General features: G+C 71.7%; 14 protein-coding genes. 13 read left to right on the forward strand and 1 reads right to left on the reverse strand.

What is annotated here, in order from left to right:
- Positions 1 to 46 precede the first annotated feature (46 nt).
- On the forward strand, positions 47 to 961 hold the full coding sequence (locus AMK13_RS13845) for a hypothetical protein (protein WP_143204534.1): 915 nt from the start codon (positions 47 to 49) through the stop codon (positions 959 to 961).
- 148 nt (positions 962 to 1109) lie between these two features.
- Here AMK13_RS13845 and bldD read toward each other — a convergent pair whose 3' ends face one another.
- On the reverse strand, positions 1110 to 1613 hold the full coding sequence (gene bldD, locus AMK13_RS13850; protein ID WP_030056198.1) for a transcriptional regulator BldD: 504 nt from the start codon (positions 1611 to 1613) through the stop codon (positions 1110 to 1112).
- Positions 1614 to 1942: 329 nt separating this feature from the next.
- On the opposite strand from bldD, the gene pyrR reads away from it, so the two are divergent.
- The 12 genes from pyrR (at position 1943) to coaBC (ending at position 15008) form a co-directional block, all read left to right on the forward strand.
- The gene (gene pyrR, locus AMK13_RS13855; protein WP_049651356.1) at positions 1943 to 2566 is read left to right on the forward strand and encodes a bifunctional pyr operon transcriptional regulator/uracil phosphoribosyltransferase PyrR; all 624 of its coding nucleotides are present in this window, start codon (positions 1943 to 1945) and stop codon (positions 2564 to 2566) included.
- Positions 2567 to 2571: 5 nt separating this feature from the next.
- Positions 2572 to 3561: an aspartate carbamoyltransferase catalytic subunit gene (locus tag AMK13_RS13860; protein ID WP_049651357.1), complete on the forward strand. Its 990-nt coding sequence runs from the start codon at positions 2572 to 2574 to the stop codon at positions 3559 to 3561.
- Complete coding sequence (locus tag AMK13_RS13865; protein WP_049651358.1) at positions 3558 to 4859, forward strand: dihydroorotase; 1302 nt, start codon at positions 3558 to 3560, stop codon at positions 4857 to 4859. Before AMK13_RS13860 ends, AMK13_RS13865 begins: the two co-directional genes overlap by 4 nt.
- Positions 4859 to 5422, forward strand: a complete 564-nt coding sequence (locus tag AMK13_RS13870) for a PH-like domain-containing protein (RefSeq protein WP_049651359.1) — start codon at positions 4859 to 4861, stop codon at positions 5420 to 5422. Before AMK13_RS13865 ends, AMK13_RS13870 begins: the two co-directional genes overlap by 1 nt.
- Positions 5419 to 6576 (forward strand): glutamine-hydrolyzing carbamoyl-phosphate synthase small subunit, encoded by a 1158-nt coding sequence (gene carA, locus AMK13_RS13875; RefSeq protein ID WP_049651360.1) that lies wholly within the window; start codon positions 5419 to 5421, stop codon positions 6574 to 6576. Before AMK13_RS13870 ends, carA begins: the two co-directional genes overlap by 4 nt.
- Entirely contained in the window at positions 6569 to 9877 is a 3309-nt protein-coding gene (gene carB, locus AMK13_RS13880; RefSeq protein WP_074002391.1) for a carbamoyl-phosphate synthase large subunit, read from the forward strand. Before carA ends, carB begins: the two co-directional genes overlap by 8 nt.
- Positions 9878 to 9966: 89 nt before the next feature.
- A complete protein-coding gene (locus tag AMK13_RS13885; protein ID WP_074002392.1) occupies positions 9967 to 11070 on the forward strand; it encodes a quinone-dependent dihydroorotate dehydrogenase in 1104 nt (367 codons plus the stop codon).
- A 44-nt stretch (positions 11071 to 11114) separates the two neighbouring features.
- Complete coding sequence (pyrF, locus tag AMK13_RS13890; protein ID WP_049651363.1) at positions 11115 to 11945, forward strand: orotidine-5'-phosphate decarboxylase; 831 nt, start codon at positions 11115 to 11117, stop codon at positions 11943 to 11945.
- Positions 11946 to 12352: 407 nt separating this feature from the next.
- Positions 12353 to 12679, forward strand: coding sequence for an integration host factor, actinobacterial type (gene mihF, locus AMK13_RS13895; RefSeq protein ID WP_030056187.1), 327 nt, complete (start codon positions 12353 to 12355; stop codon positions 12677 to 12679).
- A 49-nt stretch (positions 12680 to 12728) separates the two neighbouring features.
- Positions 12729 to 13286 carry a guanylate kinase gene (gene gmk, locus AMK13_RS13900; RefSeq protein ID WP_074002393.1) on the forward strand — a complete coding sequence of 186 codons (558 nt, stop codon included), beginning with the start codon at positions 12729 to 12731 and terminating at the stop codon, positions 13284 to 13286.
- A gap of 37 nt (positions 13287 to 13323) precedes the next feature.
- A complete protein-coding gene (rpoZ, locus tag AMK13_RS13905; protein ID WP_030056185.1) occupies positions 13324 to 13590 on the forward strand; it encodes a DNA-directed RNA polymerase subunit omega in 267 nt (88 codons plus the stop codon).
- A gap of 188 nt (positions 13591 to 13778) precedes the next feature.
- A complete protein-coding gene (coaBC, locus tag AMK13_RS13910; RefSeq protein ID WP_049651365.1) occupies positions 13779 to 15008 on the forward strand; it encodes a bifunctional phosphopantothenoylcysteine decarboxylase/phosphopantothenate--cysteine ligase CoaBC in 1230 nt (409 codons plus the stop codon).
- The last annotated feature ends 133 nt before the right edge of the window (positions 15009 to 15141 follow it).

The following is a 15141-nucleotide window of genomic DNA, read 5'->3' on the forward strand; positions in this document are numbered from 1 at the left end:
GGCACGCCTGCCGCCGACCGTCCTCCCCTGAAGCCAGGAGCCACCGATGAGTCATTTGGGGCGCGCCCGCCGTAACTCCGACTGCACCGCCGGCGGCTCGCGGCCCGTGGTGCGGTCGCACCGGCCGCGGCGGGTCGAGGGCGCCGAGCAGGCGTTCGTCATCGGAGTGCTCACCAACGCCGCGGACTTCGCCCGGGCCCGCGCCTGGGGGATCTCCGACGCCCCCGACCACGAGCGCTACCTGGCCGACACCGCGGATCTGCTGGCCGAGGCGCTGGAGCGGTTCGACACCGTCCGGGCCCGGACGTTCCACCCGCAGGACTTCGAGGAGTTCTGCCTGCTGAACGGGCTGGACCCGGCCGAGCCCGCGGCCCGCGACCGCTACCTGGTCAACCCGGCCCTGCAGACCCAGCTGCTGGCCTATCAGGGCGAGGAGCTGGCCGGGGACTTCGTGCCGCGCCTGGTGCGCGCCCGGGAGAACGGGCTGACGCTCTGCCACGCCGACCTGCTGCTCGACGGGGGCCTGTACGGGGGCGCGGGCGCATCCGACGAGGAGCACGCCGCCTGGGTGCGCGCCGCCTACGAGCGCGGGGGCGAGGTGTTCCGGCGGATGCTGGTCGGCGCGGGCGCCGGGGTGTACGAGCTGCGCCTGCGGGTGGACGCGCCCGGCGGCGGGCTGACCGCCGCGGCCCGGGTGCTCCAGTGGGAGGACGGCGTGGTCCGGATCAACGACGAGGACCTGGAGCTGGTCTGCGCGGTGCTCTGCACCGGGCTGGCCCTGGAGCTGCCGGGCGTCGCGGTGCTGCACGGCTCGCAGGGCTCGGCGGCCTCCTGCGGGGAGTACCTGCCGGCCTCCTGGGCCTGGTCGAGCGGCGGGCAGGAGTGGGCCCCGGCCGACCGGCCGGTCCGGCTGGACGGCGTGGCGGCGCAGCCCGGCTACAGCCTGGGGACGGTCTGCTGACGCCTCCGCCGCCCCGGGGTGGTGTGGCTACACCGCGGCGCGGCCCCCGGTCTGGGGAGCCGCGCCGTGACGTTTCTGCTTGCCAGCACTAGTGGCGCGAGTGCTGGGTTGTGCCTGGATCCGCTGGCGGGAGCCGGTGCGGTGAGCCTCAGCTCGCATCCTCCTCGCGCACCGCACGGCGCGCGTCGGGGTTCAGCACGCCCCAGGAGATCAGCTGCTCGGTGAGGATCGACGGGGACTGGTCGTAGATCACAGCCAGGGTGCGCAGGTCGTCCTGGCGGATCGACAGCACCTTGCCGTTGTAGTCGCCGCGCTGGCTCTGGATGGTCGCCGCGTAGCGCTGCAGCGGGCCGGCCTTCTCGGAGGGGACCTGGGTCAGTCTCTCCAGGTCGAGGACCAGGCGCGGCGGCGGCTCGGCCGCGCCGCCGGGCGTACCGCCGGGCAGCAGCTCCTGGACCGGGACGCCGTAGAACTCCGCCAGTTCGGCCAGTCGCTGCACGGTGACCGCACGGTCACCACGCTCGTACGAACCGACGACGACTGCCTTCCAGCGCCCCTGGGACTTCTCCTCGACACCGTGCAGGGAGAGACCCTGCTGAGTGCGGATCGCTCGGAGCTTGCCTCCGAGTTGCTTCGCGTAGTCGCTGGACATTGATCTCCCCGGACGAGATTGCTTCGCGTTCAGTGGTGGGTCACGGGCGATTGCCGACGCCGTTACCGGTGGGTCCGACGTCCGTCTCGTAACTCACTGTGAGGTTACGTAGAGTAAGGTAGTTGCGTCAAGCCGAATGGGGCAGTCGTGCGAATGGCCCGCATCGGCGGCGCGTCCGGAGTGTTAACCCGGGGAAGCGGAATGGTGGACGTCTGTTTGCCGTCTGGCGCGCTGGTAGGATGACCGAAGCCCGCGCCCGGTCGGCGGGGGCCATCCCAGACATCCTTTAAGGCCCGTCCAGTGAGGCGGGGAAGGAGGTCCGCTTCGGCATGACCACACACCACGAACCCACGCCGCGGCCGCCGCACCAGGTGCTCGACGGCACGGACATCGCCCGGGTCGTCACCCGGATAGCGCACGAGATCGTCGAGCGCGCCAAGGGCGCGGAGGACGTCGTGCTGCTCGGCATCCACACCAGGGGCGTCCACCTCGCCCGCCGCCTGCACGACCGGCTGGCCCAGATCACCGGGCGCGAGATCCCGCTGGGCTCCCTGGACATCACCATGTACCGGGACGACCTGCGGCTGAAGCCCGCCCGGGCCCTGGAGCACACCGAGATCCCGCCCGGCGGCATCGACGGCAAGCTCGTCATCCTGGTCGACGACGTGCTCTTCTCCGGCCGCACCATCCGCGCCGCGCTCGACGCGCTGAGCGACATCGGCCGCCCGCGCGCCGTCCAGCTCGCCGTCCTGGTCGACCGCGGCCACCGCGAGCTGCCGATCCGCGCCGACTACGTGGGCAAGAACCTCCCCACCTCGCTGCGCGAGGCCGTGCAGGTGCGCCTCGCCGACCGCGACGGCGTGGACGCCGTCCTGGTCGGCGACCGCGACTTCGCCCAGCGCTCCTCGCAGGCCCTGGCCCCCCAGTCTTCCGAACCGCACCTCCCGGAGTAGCCCGCGTGAAGCGCCACCTCGTCTCCGCCGCCGATCTCAGCCGCGACGACGCGCTGCTGATCCTGGACACCGCCGAGGAGCTGGCCCAGCTCTCCGGCCGGGCCGTCAAGAAGCTGCCCACGCTGCGCGGCCGCACCGTCGTCAACCTCTTCTTCGAGGACTCCACCCGGACGAAGACCTCCTTCGAGGTCGCCGAGAAGCGGCTCTCGGCCGACGTCATCAACTTCTCCGCCAAGGGCTCCTCGGTCTCCAAGGGCGAGAGCCTCAAGGACACCGCGCTGACCCTCCAGGCGATGGGCGCCGACGCGGTGGTCATCCGCCACCACGCCTCCGGCGCCCCGGCCCGGCTGGCCCAGTCCGACTGGCTGCACGGCAGTGTGATCAACGCCGGTGACGGCACCCACGAGCACCCCACCCAGGCGCTGCTCGACGCCTTCACCATGCGCCGCCACCTCAACCCGGGCGCCGGCCAGGACCTCGCGGGCCGCCGGGTGACCATCGTCGGCGACGTCCTGCACAGCCGGGTCGCCCGCTCCAACGTCCACCTGCTGAACACCCTCGGCGCGCAGGTGACCTTCGTCGCCCCGCCGACCCTGCTGCCGATCGGGATCGAGAACTGGCCCTGCGAGGTCAGCTACGACCTGGACAGCGTGCTGCCCAAGACGGACTCGCTGATGATGCTGCGGGTGCAGCGCGAGCGGATGAACGCCGCGTTCTTCCCGACCGAGCGCGAGTACAGCCGCCGCTACGGCATGAACGGCCGCCGGATGGCCCAGCTGCCGGACCACGCGATCGTGATGCACCCCGGTCCGATGGTCCGCGGCATGGAGATCACCGCCGAGGTCGCCGACTCGCCGCGCTGCACCGCGATCGAGCAGGTCGCCAACGGCGTCTCCGTCCGGATGGCCGTCCTCTACCTGCTGCTCGGCGGCGCCGTCTTCGCCGACGCGCCCACCGACACCCCCCGTACCGACTCCGTGGAGACCGCCCAGTGACCAGCTACCTGATCCGCAACGCCAAGATCCTGGGCGGCGCCCCGCAGGACCTCCACCTCGCCGACGGCGTCGTCCAGGCGATCGGCACCGGCCTGACGGTCGAGGCGGACATCGAGATCGACGCCACCGGGCTGATCGCCCTGCCCGGCCTGGTCGACCTGCACACCCACCTGCGCGAGCCCGGCCGCGAGGACGCCGAGACCGTGCTCACCGGCACCCGGGCCGCCGCGATGGGCGGCTTCACCGCCGTGCACGCGATGGCCAACACCACCCCGGTGGCCGACACCGCCGGCGTGGTCGAGCAGGTCTGGCGGCTCGGCCAGGAGGCCGGCTACTGCGACGTGCAGCCGGTCGGCGCCGTCACCGTCGGCCTGGAGGGCAAGCAGCTCGCCGAGCTCGGCGCGATGCACGAGTCCGCCGCCGACGTCCGGGTCTTCTCCGACGACGGCAAGTGCGTGGACGACGCGGTGCTGATGCGCCGCGCCCTGGAGTACGTCAAGGCCTTCGACGGCGTCGTCGCCCAGCACGCCCAGGAGCCGCGGCTCACCGAGGGCGCCCAGATGAACGAGGGCCAGGTCTCCGGCGAGCTCGGGCTCGGCGGCTGGCCGGCCGTCGCCGAGGAGTCGATCATCGCCCGCGACGTGCTGCTCGCCGCGCACGTCGGCTCCCGGCTGCACGTCTGCCACCTCTCCACGGCCGGCTCGGTCGAGATCGTCCGCTGGGCCAAGTCCAAGGGCTGGGACGTCACCGCCGAGGTGACCCCGCACCACCTGCTGCTCACCGACGAGCTGGTCCGCACCTACGACCCGGTGTACAAGGTGAACCCGCCGCTGCGCACCGCCGAGGACGTCCGGGCACTGCGCGAGGCGCTGGCCGACGGCACCATCGACGCCGTCGCCACCGACCACGCGCCGCACCCGGCCGAGGACAAGGACTGCGAGTGGGCCGTGGCCGCGATGGGCATGGTCGGCCTGGAGACCGCGCTGTCGGTCGTGCAGCAGACCATGGTCGACACCGGCCTGCTGAACTGGGAGGGCGTCGCGGACCGGATGTCGCACCGCCCGGCCCGGATCGGCCGTCTCACCGGTCACGGCCGGCCGATCTCGGTGGGTGAGCCCGCCAACCTGGTGCTGTTCGATCCCGCGTACCGTGGTGCCGTGAACCCGGACAGCTTCGCCACCCGCAGCCGCAACACCCCCTACAAGGGCCTGGACCTGCCCGGACGGGTGCACGCCACCTTCCTGCGCGGGCGCGCCACCGTGCTGGCCGGCGAGCTCGCCGAGCGGGGCGAGGCGTGATGGACCGCGCCACGCTCGCCCAGGAGCAGGCGAAGGTCACCGACTGGCCCGGGTACATCGGCTGGTCCATCGGCCTGCTGATCGTGATCGGCCTCGTCTACTGGCTGATGCGCCAGGGCTGGAACTGGCGGCGCACCCTGCAGTCCGGGATCCCGCCGCTGCCGGCCGTGCCGGCCCGCGCCGGGCGCACCATCCTGGAGACCAGCGGCCGGTACCACGGCACGACCACCGCCGGGAACTGGCTGGACCGGGTCGTCGCCCACGGCCTGGGCACCCGCAGCCGCGCCGACCTCACCCTCGGCGAGGACGGCCTGCTGGTGCAGCGCCCGGGCGACGTCGACTTCTGGATCCCGGCCGAGCACCTGACCGGTGCCCGTACGGACTCCGGGATCGCCGGCAAGGTCGTCCCCTCCGGGCTGCTCGTCGTCACCTGGACGCACGAGGGCGCCGAGCTGGACTCCGGTTTCCGGGCCGACCACCCCGATGAGCACGCCGCCTGGGTCGAGGCGGTCGCCCAACTCGCAACACGTACGAAGACGAAGACGGAAGAGGCCGCGCAATGACCGCACCTGCCCCCACCACGCAGCGCCAACGGCGGGAACGAGTGCCTGCCGTGCTCGTCCTGGAGGACGGCCGGACGTTCCGCGGACAGGCCTACGGCGCCATCGGCGAGACCTTCGGCGAGGCGGTCTTCAACACCGGCATGTCCGGCTACCAGGAGACCCTCACCGACCCGTCGTACCACCGCCAGGTGGTCGTGATGACCGCCCCGCAGATCGGCAACACCGGCTGGAACGACGAGGACGACGAGTCCAAGCAGATCTGGGTCGCCGGCTACGTGGTGCGCGACCCCGCCCGGGTCGCCTCCAACTGGCGCTCCCGCCGCTCGCTCGACGAGGAACTGGTCGACCAGGGCGTCGTCGGCATCAGCGGCATCGACACCCGCGCGCTGACCCGCCACCTGCGCGAGCGCGGCGCGATGCGCTGCGGCATCTTCTCCGGCGAGGCGCTGGCCGACCAGGCCGCCCTGCTGGCCCGGGTGCAGCAGTCGCCCGAGATGAAGGGCGCCGACCTGTGCGCCGAGGTCGCCACCACCGAGGCGTACGTGGTGCCCGCGATCGGTGAGAAGAAGTTCACCGTCGCCGCGCTGGACCTCGGCATCAAGGCGATGACCCCGCAGCGGATGGCCGAGCGCGGCATCGAGGTGCACGTGCTGCCGGCGAACTCCACCCTGGAGGACCTCTACGCCGTCAACCCGGACGGCGTGTTCTTCTCCAACGGCCCGGGCGACCCGGCCACCGCCGACCACCAGGTCGCCGTGGCGCAGGGCGTGCTGGAGCGCAAGACCCCGTTCTTCGGGATCTGCTTCGGCAACCAGATCCTCGGCCGCGCCCTGGGCTTCGGCACCTACAAGCTCAAGTACGGCCACCGCGGCATCAACCAGCCGGTGCAGGACCGCACCACCGGCACGGTCGAGGTGACCGCCCACAACCACGGCTTCGCCGTGAACGCCCCGCTGGACAAGGTGAGCGACACCCCCTACGGGCGGGTCGAGGTCTCCCACGTCTGCCTCAACGACGACGTGGTCGAGGGCCTCCAGGCACTCGACGTCCCCGCCTTCAGCGTGCAGTACCACCCCGAAGCGGCCGCCGGTCCGCACGACGCCGCCTACCTGTTCGACCGCTTCGTGAAGCTCATGGAGGGCCAGCGTGCCTAAGCGCTCTGACATCAAGTCCGTCCTGGTGATCGGCTCCGGTCCGATCGTGATCGGCCAGGCCGCCGAGTTCGACTACTCGGGTACGCAGGCCTGCCGGGTCCTCAAGGCCGAGGGCCTGCGGGTCGTGCTGGTCAACTCCAACCCGGCCACGATCATGACCGACCCGGAGATCGCCGACGCCACCTACGTCGAGCCGATCACCCCGGAGTTCGTCGAGAAGATCATCGCCAAGGAGCGCCCCGACGCGCTGCTGCCGACCCTGGGCGGCCAGACCGCGCTCAACACCGCGATCTCGCTGCACGCGGCGGGCACGCTGGAGAAGTACGGCGTCGAGCTGATCGGCGCCGACGTCGAGGCGATCAACAAGGGCGAGGACCGCGAGCTCTTCAAGGGCGTCGTCGAGGCCGTCAACGCCAAGATCGGCCACGGCGAGTCCGCCCGCTCGGTCATCTGCCACACCATGGACGAGGTGCTGGCCGGCGTCGACACGCTCGGCGGCTACCCGGTCGTCGTCCGCCCCTCCTTCACCATGGGCGGCGCCGGCTCCGGCTTCGCCCACAACGAGGAGGACCTGCGCCGCATCGCCGGCCAGGGCCTGACCCTCTCGCCGACCACCGAGGTGCTCCTGGAGGAGTCCATCCTCGGCTGGAAGGAGTACGAGCTGGAGCTGATGCGCGACAAGAACGACAACGTCGTGGTCGTCTGCTCCATCGAGAACTTCGACCCGATGGGCGTCCACACCGGTGACTCGATCACCGTCGCCCCGGCGATGACGCTCACCGACCGCGAGTACCAGATCCTGCGCGACATCGGCATCGCCGTCATCCGCGAGGTCGGCGTGGACACCGGCGGCTGCAACATCCAGTTCGCCGTCAACCCCGAGGACGGCCGGGTCATCGTCATCGAGATGAACCCGCGCGTCTCCCGCTCCTCGGCGCTCGCCTCCAAGGCCACCGGCTTCCCGATCGCCAAGATCGCCGCCAAGCTGGCCGTCGGCTACACCCTGGACGAGATCCCCAACGACATCACCGAGCAGACCCCGGCCTCCTTCGAGCCGACCCTCGACTACGTCGTCGTCAAGGTGCCGCGGTTCGCGTTCGAGAAGTTCCCGAGCGCCGACGCCACGCTGACCACCACCATGAAGTCGGTCGGCGAGGCGATGGCCATGGGCCGCAACTTCCCCGAGGCCCTGCAGAAGGCGCTGCGCTCGCTGGAGAAGAAGGGCTCCCAGTTCGACTGGACCGGCCCGCTCGGGGAGAAGACCGAGCTGCTGGTCAAGGCCACCGTGCCGACCGACGGCCGGATCAACACCGTGATGGACGCCATCCGGGCCGGCGCCACCCCGGAGGAGGTCTTCGAGTACACGAAGATCGACCCGTGGTTCGTCGACCAGCTCTTCCTGCTGGACGAGATCGCCGGCGAGCTGGCCGAGGCCGAGGAGCTCACCCCCGAGCTGCTGCGCCACGCCAAGCGGCACGGCTTCTCCGACCAGCAGATCGGCGAGATCCGCGGCCTGAAGCCGGACGTCGTCCGCGAGGTGCGCCACGCCCTCGGCATCCGCCCGGTGTTCAAGACCGTCGACACCTGCGCCGCCGAGTTCGCCGCCAAGACCCCGTACTTCTACTCGTCCTACGACGAGGAGAACGAGGTCGCCCCGCGCACCAAGCCCGCCGTGATCATCCTGGGCTCCGGCCCGAACCGCATCGGCCAGGGCATCGAGTTCGACTACTCCTGCGTGCACGCCTCCTTCGCGCTCGCCGACGCCGGGTACGAGACCGTCATGGTCAACTGCAACCCGGAGACCGTCTCCACCGACTACGACACCTCCGACCGGCTCTACTTCGAGCCGCTCACCCTGGAGGACGTGCTGGAGATCGTCCACGCCGAGCAGCAGGCCGGCCCGCTCGCCGGCGTGATCGTCCAGCTCGGCGGCCAGACCCCGCTCGGCCTGGCCCAGGCGCTCAAGGACAACGGCGTGCCGATCGCCGGCACCCAGCCCGAGGCGATCGACCTCGCCGAGGAGCGCGGCGCCTTCGGCCGCGTCCTGCGCGACGCCGGCCTGCCGGCCCCCAAGCACGGCACCGCCTTCTCCTTCGAGGAGGCCAAGGCGATCGCCGACGAGATCGGCTACCCCGTGCTCGCCCGCCCGTCCTACGTGCTCGGCGGCCGCGGCATGGAGATCGTCTACGACGAGGCCTCGCTCGCCTCCTACCTGGAGCGCCACGCGGGCCTGATCTCCGAGCACCCGGTGCTCATCGACCGCTTCCTCGACGACGCGGTGGAGATCGACGTCGACGCCCTCTACGACGGCACCGAGCTCTACCTCGGCGGCGTCATGGAGCACATCGAGGAGGCCGGCATCCACTCCGGCGACTCCGCCTGCGCGCTGCCCCCGATCACCCTCGGCGGCTACGACATCAAGCGCCTGCGCACCTCCACCGAGGCCATCGCGCGCGGTGTCGGCGTCCGCGGCCTGATCAACATCCAGTTCGCCATGGCCGGGGACATCCTCTACGTGCTGGAGGCCAACCCGCGCGCCTCCCGGACCGTCCCGTTCACCTCCAAGGCGACCGCCGTGCCGCTGGCCAAGGCCGCCGCCCGGATCTCGCTCGGCGCCACCATCGCCGAGCTGCGCGCCGAGGGCCTGCTCCCGGCCGAGGGCGACGGCGGCACGCTGCCCGCCGACGCGCCGATCGCGGTCAAGGAGGCCGTGATGCCGTGGAGCCGCTTCCGCGACATCCACGGCCGCGGCGTGGACACCGTGCTCGGCCCGGAGATGCGCTCGACCGGTGAGGTCATGGGCATCGACAAGGTGTTCGGCACCGCCTACGCGAAGGCGCAGTCCGGCGCGTACGGCGCGCTGCCGACCAAGGGCAAGGTCTTCGTCTCGGTGGCCAACCGGGACAAGCGCAACCTGGTCTTCCCGGCCCGGGCGCTGGTCAACCTCGGCTTCGAGGTGCTCGCCACCGCCGGCACCGCCGAGGTGCTCCACCGCGGCGGCATCCCGTCCACGCTGGTGCGCAAGCACAGCGAGGGCGAGGGCCCGAACGGCGAGCGGACCATCGTCCAGCTGATCCACGACGGTGAGGTCGACCTCATCATCAACACGCCGTACGGCACCGGCGGCCGCCTCGACGGCTACGAGATCCGCACCGCGGCCGTGGCCCGCGCGGTGCCCTGCCTGACCACCGTCCAGGCGATGGGCGCGGCCGTGCAGGGCATGGACGCGCTGCTGCGCGACGAGGTCGGGGTGATGTCGCTCCAGGAGCACGCCGAGCTGATCAACGCCGGCCGCAAGTAGCACCACCGCAGTGGGGGGCACCGGAGCCAGCCGGGTGCCCCCCACTTCCATGAGCAAGCCCGTTATCCGCTCCGGGAGTTGAACCACCCTTGTACAAGCTTCTGTTCGACCTGCTCTTCAAGAGGATGGACCCCGAGAAGGCCCACCACCTCGCCTTCTTCTGGATCCGCCTCGCCTCCTCGGTGCCCGGCCTGCGCACCCTGGTGCGGCTGGTGCTCGCCCCGCGCGCCCGGGCCCTGCGCACCCGCGCCCTCGGCCTCGACCTGCCCGGCCCGTTCGGCCTGGCGGCCGGCTTCGACAAGAACGGCGTCGGCATCGACGGCCTGTCGATGCTCGGCTTCGACTACGTCGAGATCGGCACCGTCACCGGCGAGGCCCAGCCCGGCAACCCGGCGCCCCGGCTGTTCCGCCTGGTCGAGGACCGCGCGCTGATCAACCGGATGGGCTTCAACAACCAGGGCTCGGCCCGGGTCGCCGCCCGGCTGGCCGCCCGCCCGCACACCAGCTCCACCCCGGTGCTCGGCGTCAACATCGGCAAGACCAAGGTGGTCGAGGAGGCCGACGCCGTCGCCGACTACGTGAAGTCCACCGAGCGGCTCGCCCAGTACGCCGACTACCTGGTGGTCAACGTCAGTTCGCCGAACACCCCCGGGCTGCGCAACCTCCAGGCCGTGGACCACCTGCGGCCGCTGCTCTCCGCCGTCCGCGAGGCCGCCGACCGCACCACCGCGCACCACGTGCCGCTGCTGGTCAAGATCGCCCCCGACCTGGCCGACGAGGACGTCGACGCGGTCGCCGACCTCGCCCTGGAACTGGGCCTGGACGGCATCATCGCCACCAACACCACGATCGGCCGCGAGGGCCTGCGCGCCGACGCCGCGCGGGTCGAGGAGATCGGCATGGGCGGCCTGTCCGGCGCCCCGCTCAAGGCCCGCGCCCTGGAGGTCCTCCAGCGGCTGCGCGCCCGCACCGGGGGCCGGCTGACCCTCGTCTCGGTCGGCGGCATCGAGACCGCCGAGGACGCCTGGCAGCGGATCGTCCACGGCGCCGACCTGGTCCAGGGCTACAGCGCCTTCATCTACGAGGGCCCGTTCTGGTGCCGGCGGATCCACAAGGGCCTGTCCGCCAAGGTCCGCGCGGGCGGCTTCCGCAGCCTGGCCGACGCCGTCGGCAGCGCCGTCCGCGGCTCGTGAACACCCCCATCGGTACTGGACCCACCGGTCCTGGAAAGGACGACATGACCCTCGCCCCGTTCGGCGCCCGGCTGCGCCAGGCCCTCGACACCCGCGGCCAGCTCTGCGTCGGCATCGACCCGCACGCCTCCCTGCTCGCCGCCTGGGGGCTCGGCGACGACCTCGCCGGGCTGGAGTCCTTCAGCCGCACCGTGGTCGAGGCGCTGGCCGACCGGGTGGCCGTGCTGAAGCCGCAGGCCGCCTTCTTCGAGCGCTTCGGCAGCAAGGGCGTCGCGGTGCTGGAGCGCACCGTGGAGGAGGCCCGGGCGGCCGGCGCGCTGGTCCTGATGGACGCCAAGCGCGGCGACATCGGCTCCACCATGGCCGCGTACGCCGAGGCCTTCCTGTCGCCGGGCAGCCCGCTGTTCTCGGACGCGGTGACGGTCAGCCCGTACCTGGGCTTCGGCTCGCTGCGCCCGGCCCTGGACCTGGCCCGGGAGCAGGGCTGCGGCGTGTTCGCGCTGGCGCTCACCTCCAACCCCGAGGGTGCCGAGGTGCAGCGCGCGGTGGGCGCGGACGGCGAGCCGGTCGCGGCCTCGGTGCTGCGGCAGCTGGCGGCCGAGAACGAGGGCGCCGCGCCGCTCGGCTCCTTCGGTGCGGTGGTCGGCGCGACGCTGGCCGACGCGGGCGTGGACCTGGCCATCAACGGCCCGCTGCTGGCCCCCGGGATCGGCGCCCAGGGCGCGACCATGGCGGACCTGCCGCGGGTCTTCGGCGCCTCGGTGATGAACGTGGTGCCGAGCGTCAGCCGCGACGTGCTCAAGCACGGCCCCTCGGTGCCGGCGCTGCGCGCGGCGGCGGAGCGCTTCGTCGGGGAGTTCGCGGGGGCCGTGTAGGGCCCGTCCTGCCGGTCAGCCCGGATCGGGAGTGATCGGCAAGACGGGTCCTGGTAGCGGAACCCGTCCTTCAGGTAGCGGGGTGGTGACCCTGCGGAGTGTCCGCAGGACCGCGCGGTGGCCGCCGAGTTGACGTGAGCGCCGTCACATCGGCCCCGCCAAAGTCTCGCAATCGCGGTCATTTTGCCCTGGAAAGTCCTGGTCGGCCTTGGCTGACCAGGACTTTTCGTGTTCTTTTCCTGACGTGGCGCCGCAATCCGGGTAGTGTCCGGCGATAGGTCATCGGCGAGCCGCGATTTCCGTGGCTCCCGCAGGTCAGGGCCTTGTGGTTCCCCTTGCGGACGGTGTCCTCGGTACCGAAACCAGTCCTAGCTCAATCCATCCATCCACACCCTGAGGTGAACGGCGTGGCCCTTCCGCCCCTTACCCCTGAACAGCGCACCGCCGCGCTCGCCAAGGCCGCCGAGGCTCGCCGGGAGCGCGCCGAGGTCAAGAACCGGCTCAAGCACTCCGGCGCCTCCCTGCACGAGGTGATCAAGGCCGGCAAGGCCGACAACGACGTGATCGGCAAGATGAAGGTCTCGGCTCTGCTCGAGTCCCTTCCCGGCGTCGGCAAGGTCCGCGCCAAGCAGATCATGGAGCGCCTCGGCATCAGTGAGAGCCGGCGTGTCCGCGGCCTCGGTACGAACCAGATCGCTTCCCTGGAGCGGGAGTTCGGCGGTGGCGCCGCCTGACCGTGCCCCCGTGGTCCCAGGATCCCCCGCGATCCGGGATAATCGGTGCATGAGTGAGCGTCCGCGGCTGACCGTGCTCTCCGGCCCTTCGGGGGTCGGCAAGAGCACGGTCGTCGCTCATATGAGGAAGATGCACCCCGAGGTCTGGCTCTCGGTGTCGGCGACGACCCGGCATCCGAGGCCCGGCGAGAAGAACGGGGTCCAGTACCACTTCGTCGACAACGACGAGTTCGACAAGCTGGTCGCCAACGGCGAGCTGCTGGAATGGGCCGAGTTCGCCGGGAACCGTTACGGGACCCCGCGTGCGGCCGTGCAGGAGAAGCTGGAGCGCGGCGAGCCGGTGCTGCTGGAGATCGACCTCCAGGGCGCCCGGCAGGTGCGCGAGTCGATGCCCGAGGCGCAGCTGGTCTTCCTGGCCCCGCCGAGCTGGGACGAGCTGGTCCGCCGGCTGACCGGCCGGGGCACCGAGTCGCAGGACGTGATCGAGAAGCGGTTGGCGGCGGCCACGATCGAGCTCGCGGCCGAGCCCGAGTTCGACACGACCCTTGTCAACACCTCGGTCGAGCAGGTAGCGGCCGAACTGCTAGCCTTGCTCGGTGTAGCCTGACCTGTCTGTCTTTTCCACCCTTTCGGAAGGTTTTAGCGTGTCCTCTTCCATGACCGCGCCCGAGGGCATCATCAACCCGCCGATCGACGAGCTGCTCGAGGCCACCGACTCCAAGTACAGCCTCGTGATCTACGCCGCCAAGCGCGCGCGCCAGATCAACGCTTACTACTCCCAGCTCGGCGAGGGCCTGCTGGAGTACGTCGGCCCGCTGGTCGACACCCACGTGCACGAGAAGCCGCTGTCGATCGCGCTGCGCGAGATCAACGCGGGCATGCTGACCGCCGAGGCGGTCGAGGCTGCCTGAGGCGGTCGCTGAATTTCCGGGAGGGCCCGGCGGAATCGTTTCCGCCGGGCCCTCCGGCGTTCCCGGCGCCGGAGCGCGGTGCGGAGCGCCGTACGGGGTCGGGCCGGGGCGCTGTGCGGGGCGGGGCCGGGGGGCCGTAGGGTGGGCGCGTTCCCGATGCGGAGCCCGATGCGGAGAAAGGCCGGTAGATGACTCTGAGTGCGGACGCCCCCCGCGTGGTCCTCGGCGTGAGCGGCGGGATCGCCGCGTACAAGGCGTGCGAGCTGCTGCGCCGCTTCACCGAGTCCGGCCACCAGGTCACCGTGGTGCCGACCGCGGCCGCGCTGCACTTCGTCGGCGAGGCGACCTGGGCCGCGCTGTCCGGCCGCCCGGCCGCCACCGAGACCTGGGAGCGCGTGCACGAGGTGCCGCACGTGCGGATCGGGCAGCAGGCCGACCTGGTCGTGGTCGCCCCGGCCACCGCCGACCTGATCGCCAAGGCCGCCCACGGCCTCGCCGACGACCTGCTGACCAACACCCTGCTCACCGCCCGCTGCCCGGTGGTGCTGGCGCCCGCCATGCACACCGAGATGTGGGAGCACCCGGCCACCCGGGACAACGTCGCCACGCTGCGCCGCCGGGGCGTGATCGTGCTGGAGCCGGCCGTCGGGCGGCTGACCGGCAAGGACACCGGCAAGGGCCGGCTGCCCGAGCCCTCCGCGATCTTCGAGGCGTGCAAGGCCGTGCTGCGCCGCGGCGGGCCGGTGCCGACCGACCTGGCCGGCCGGCACGTGGTGGTCTCGGCCGGCGGCACCCGGGAGCCGCTGGACCCGGTGCGCTACCTGGGCAACCGCTCCTCCGGCAAGCAGGGCTACGCGCTCGCCGTGACGGCCGCGGCGCGCGGGGCCCGGGTGACGCTGCTCTCGGCCAACGCCGAGCTGCCGGACCCGGCCGGGGTGGACGTGGTGCACGTCTCGACCGCGCTGGAGCTGCGCGAGGCGGCGCTGGAGGCGGTCAAGGACGCGGACGCCGTGGTGATGGCCGCGGCGGTGGCGGACTTCCGGCCCGCCGAGTACGCCACCGGCAAGATCAAGAAGGTCGAGGGGGTCGAACCGGCCGCGGTCGCGCTGGTCCGCAATCCGGACATCCTGGCCGAGCTCTCGGCCCACCGGGCCCGTTCGGGCCAACTGGTGGTGGGTTTCGCGGCGGAGACGGACGACGTGCTCGCCAACGGCCGCGCCAAGCTCGCGCGCAAGGGCTGTGACCTGCTGGTCGTGAACGAGGTCGGCAACGGCAAGGCCTTCGGCACGGACGTCAACGAGGCCGTGGTGCTGGGCTCGGACGGCAGCGAGACGGCCGTTCCGGTCGGCCCGAAGGAGGCACTCGCGGACGTGGTCTGGGACCTGGTCGCAAAGCGGCTGGAAACAGGCGGCAACTGATCGGATTCGCTCGCGCGGCGGTCGAGAAATCCTGAAGCGGGTGACGTTCGGCGGAACCAGACCGTTAGACTCCAGGAATCAAGTCTTTCCGGAGTTCCCCGGTACGAGCCGGGGAACTTCAGTCAGCAGCCGC

Origin of the sequence: Streptomyces sp. CB02056 (genome assembly GCF_001905545.1) — a bacterium.
Taxonomy (GTDB): Bacteria; Actinomycetota; Actinomycetes; order Streptomycetales; family Streptomycetaceae; genus Kitasatospora.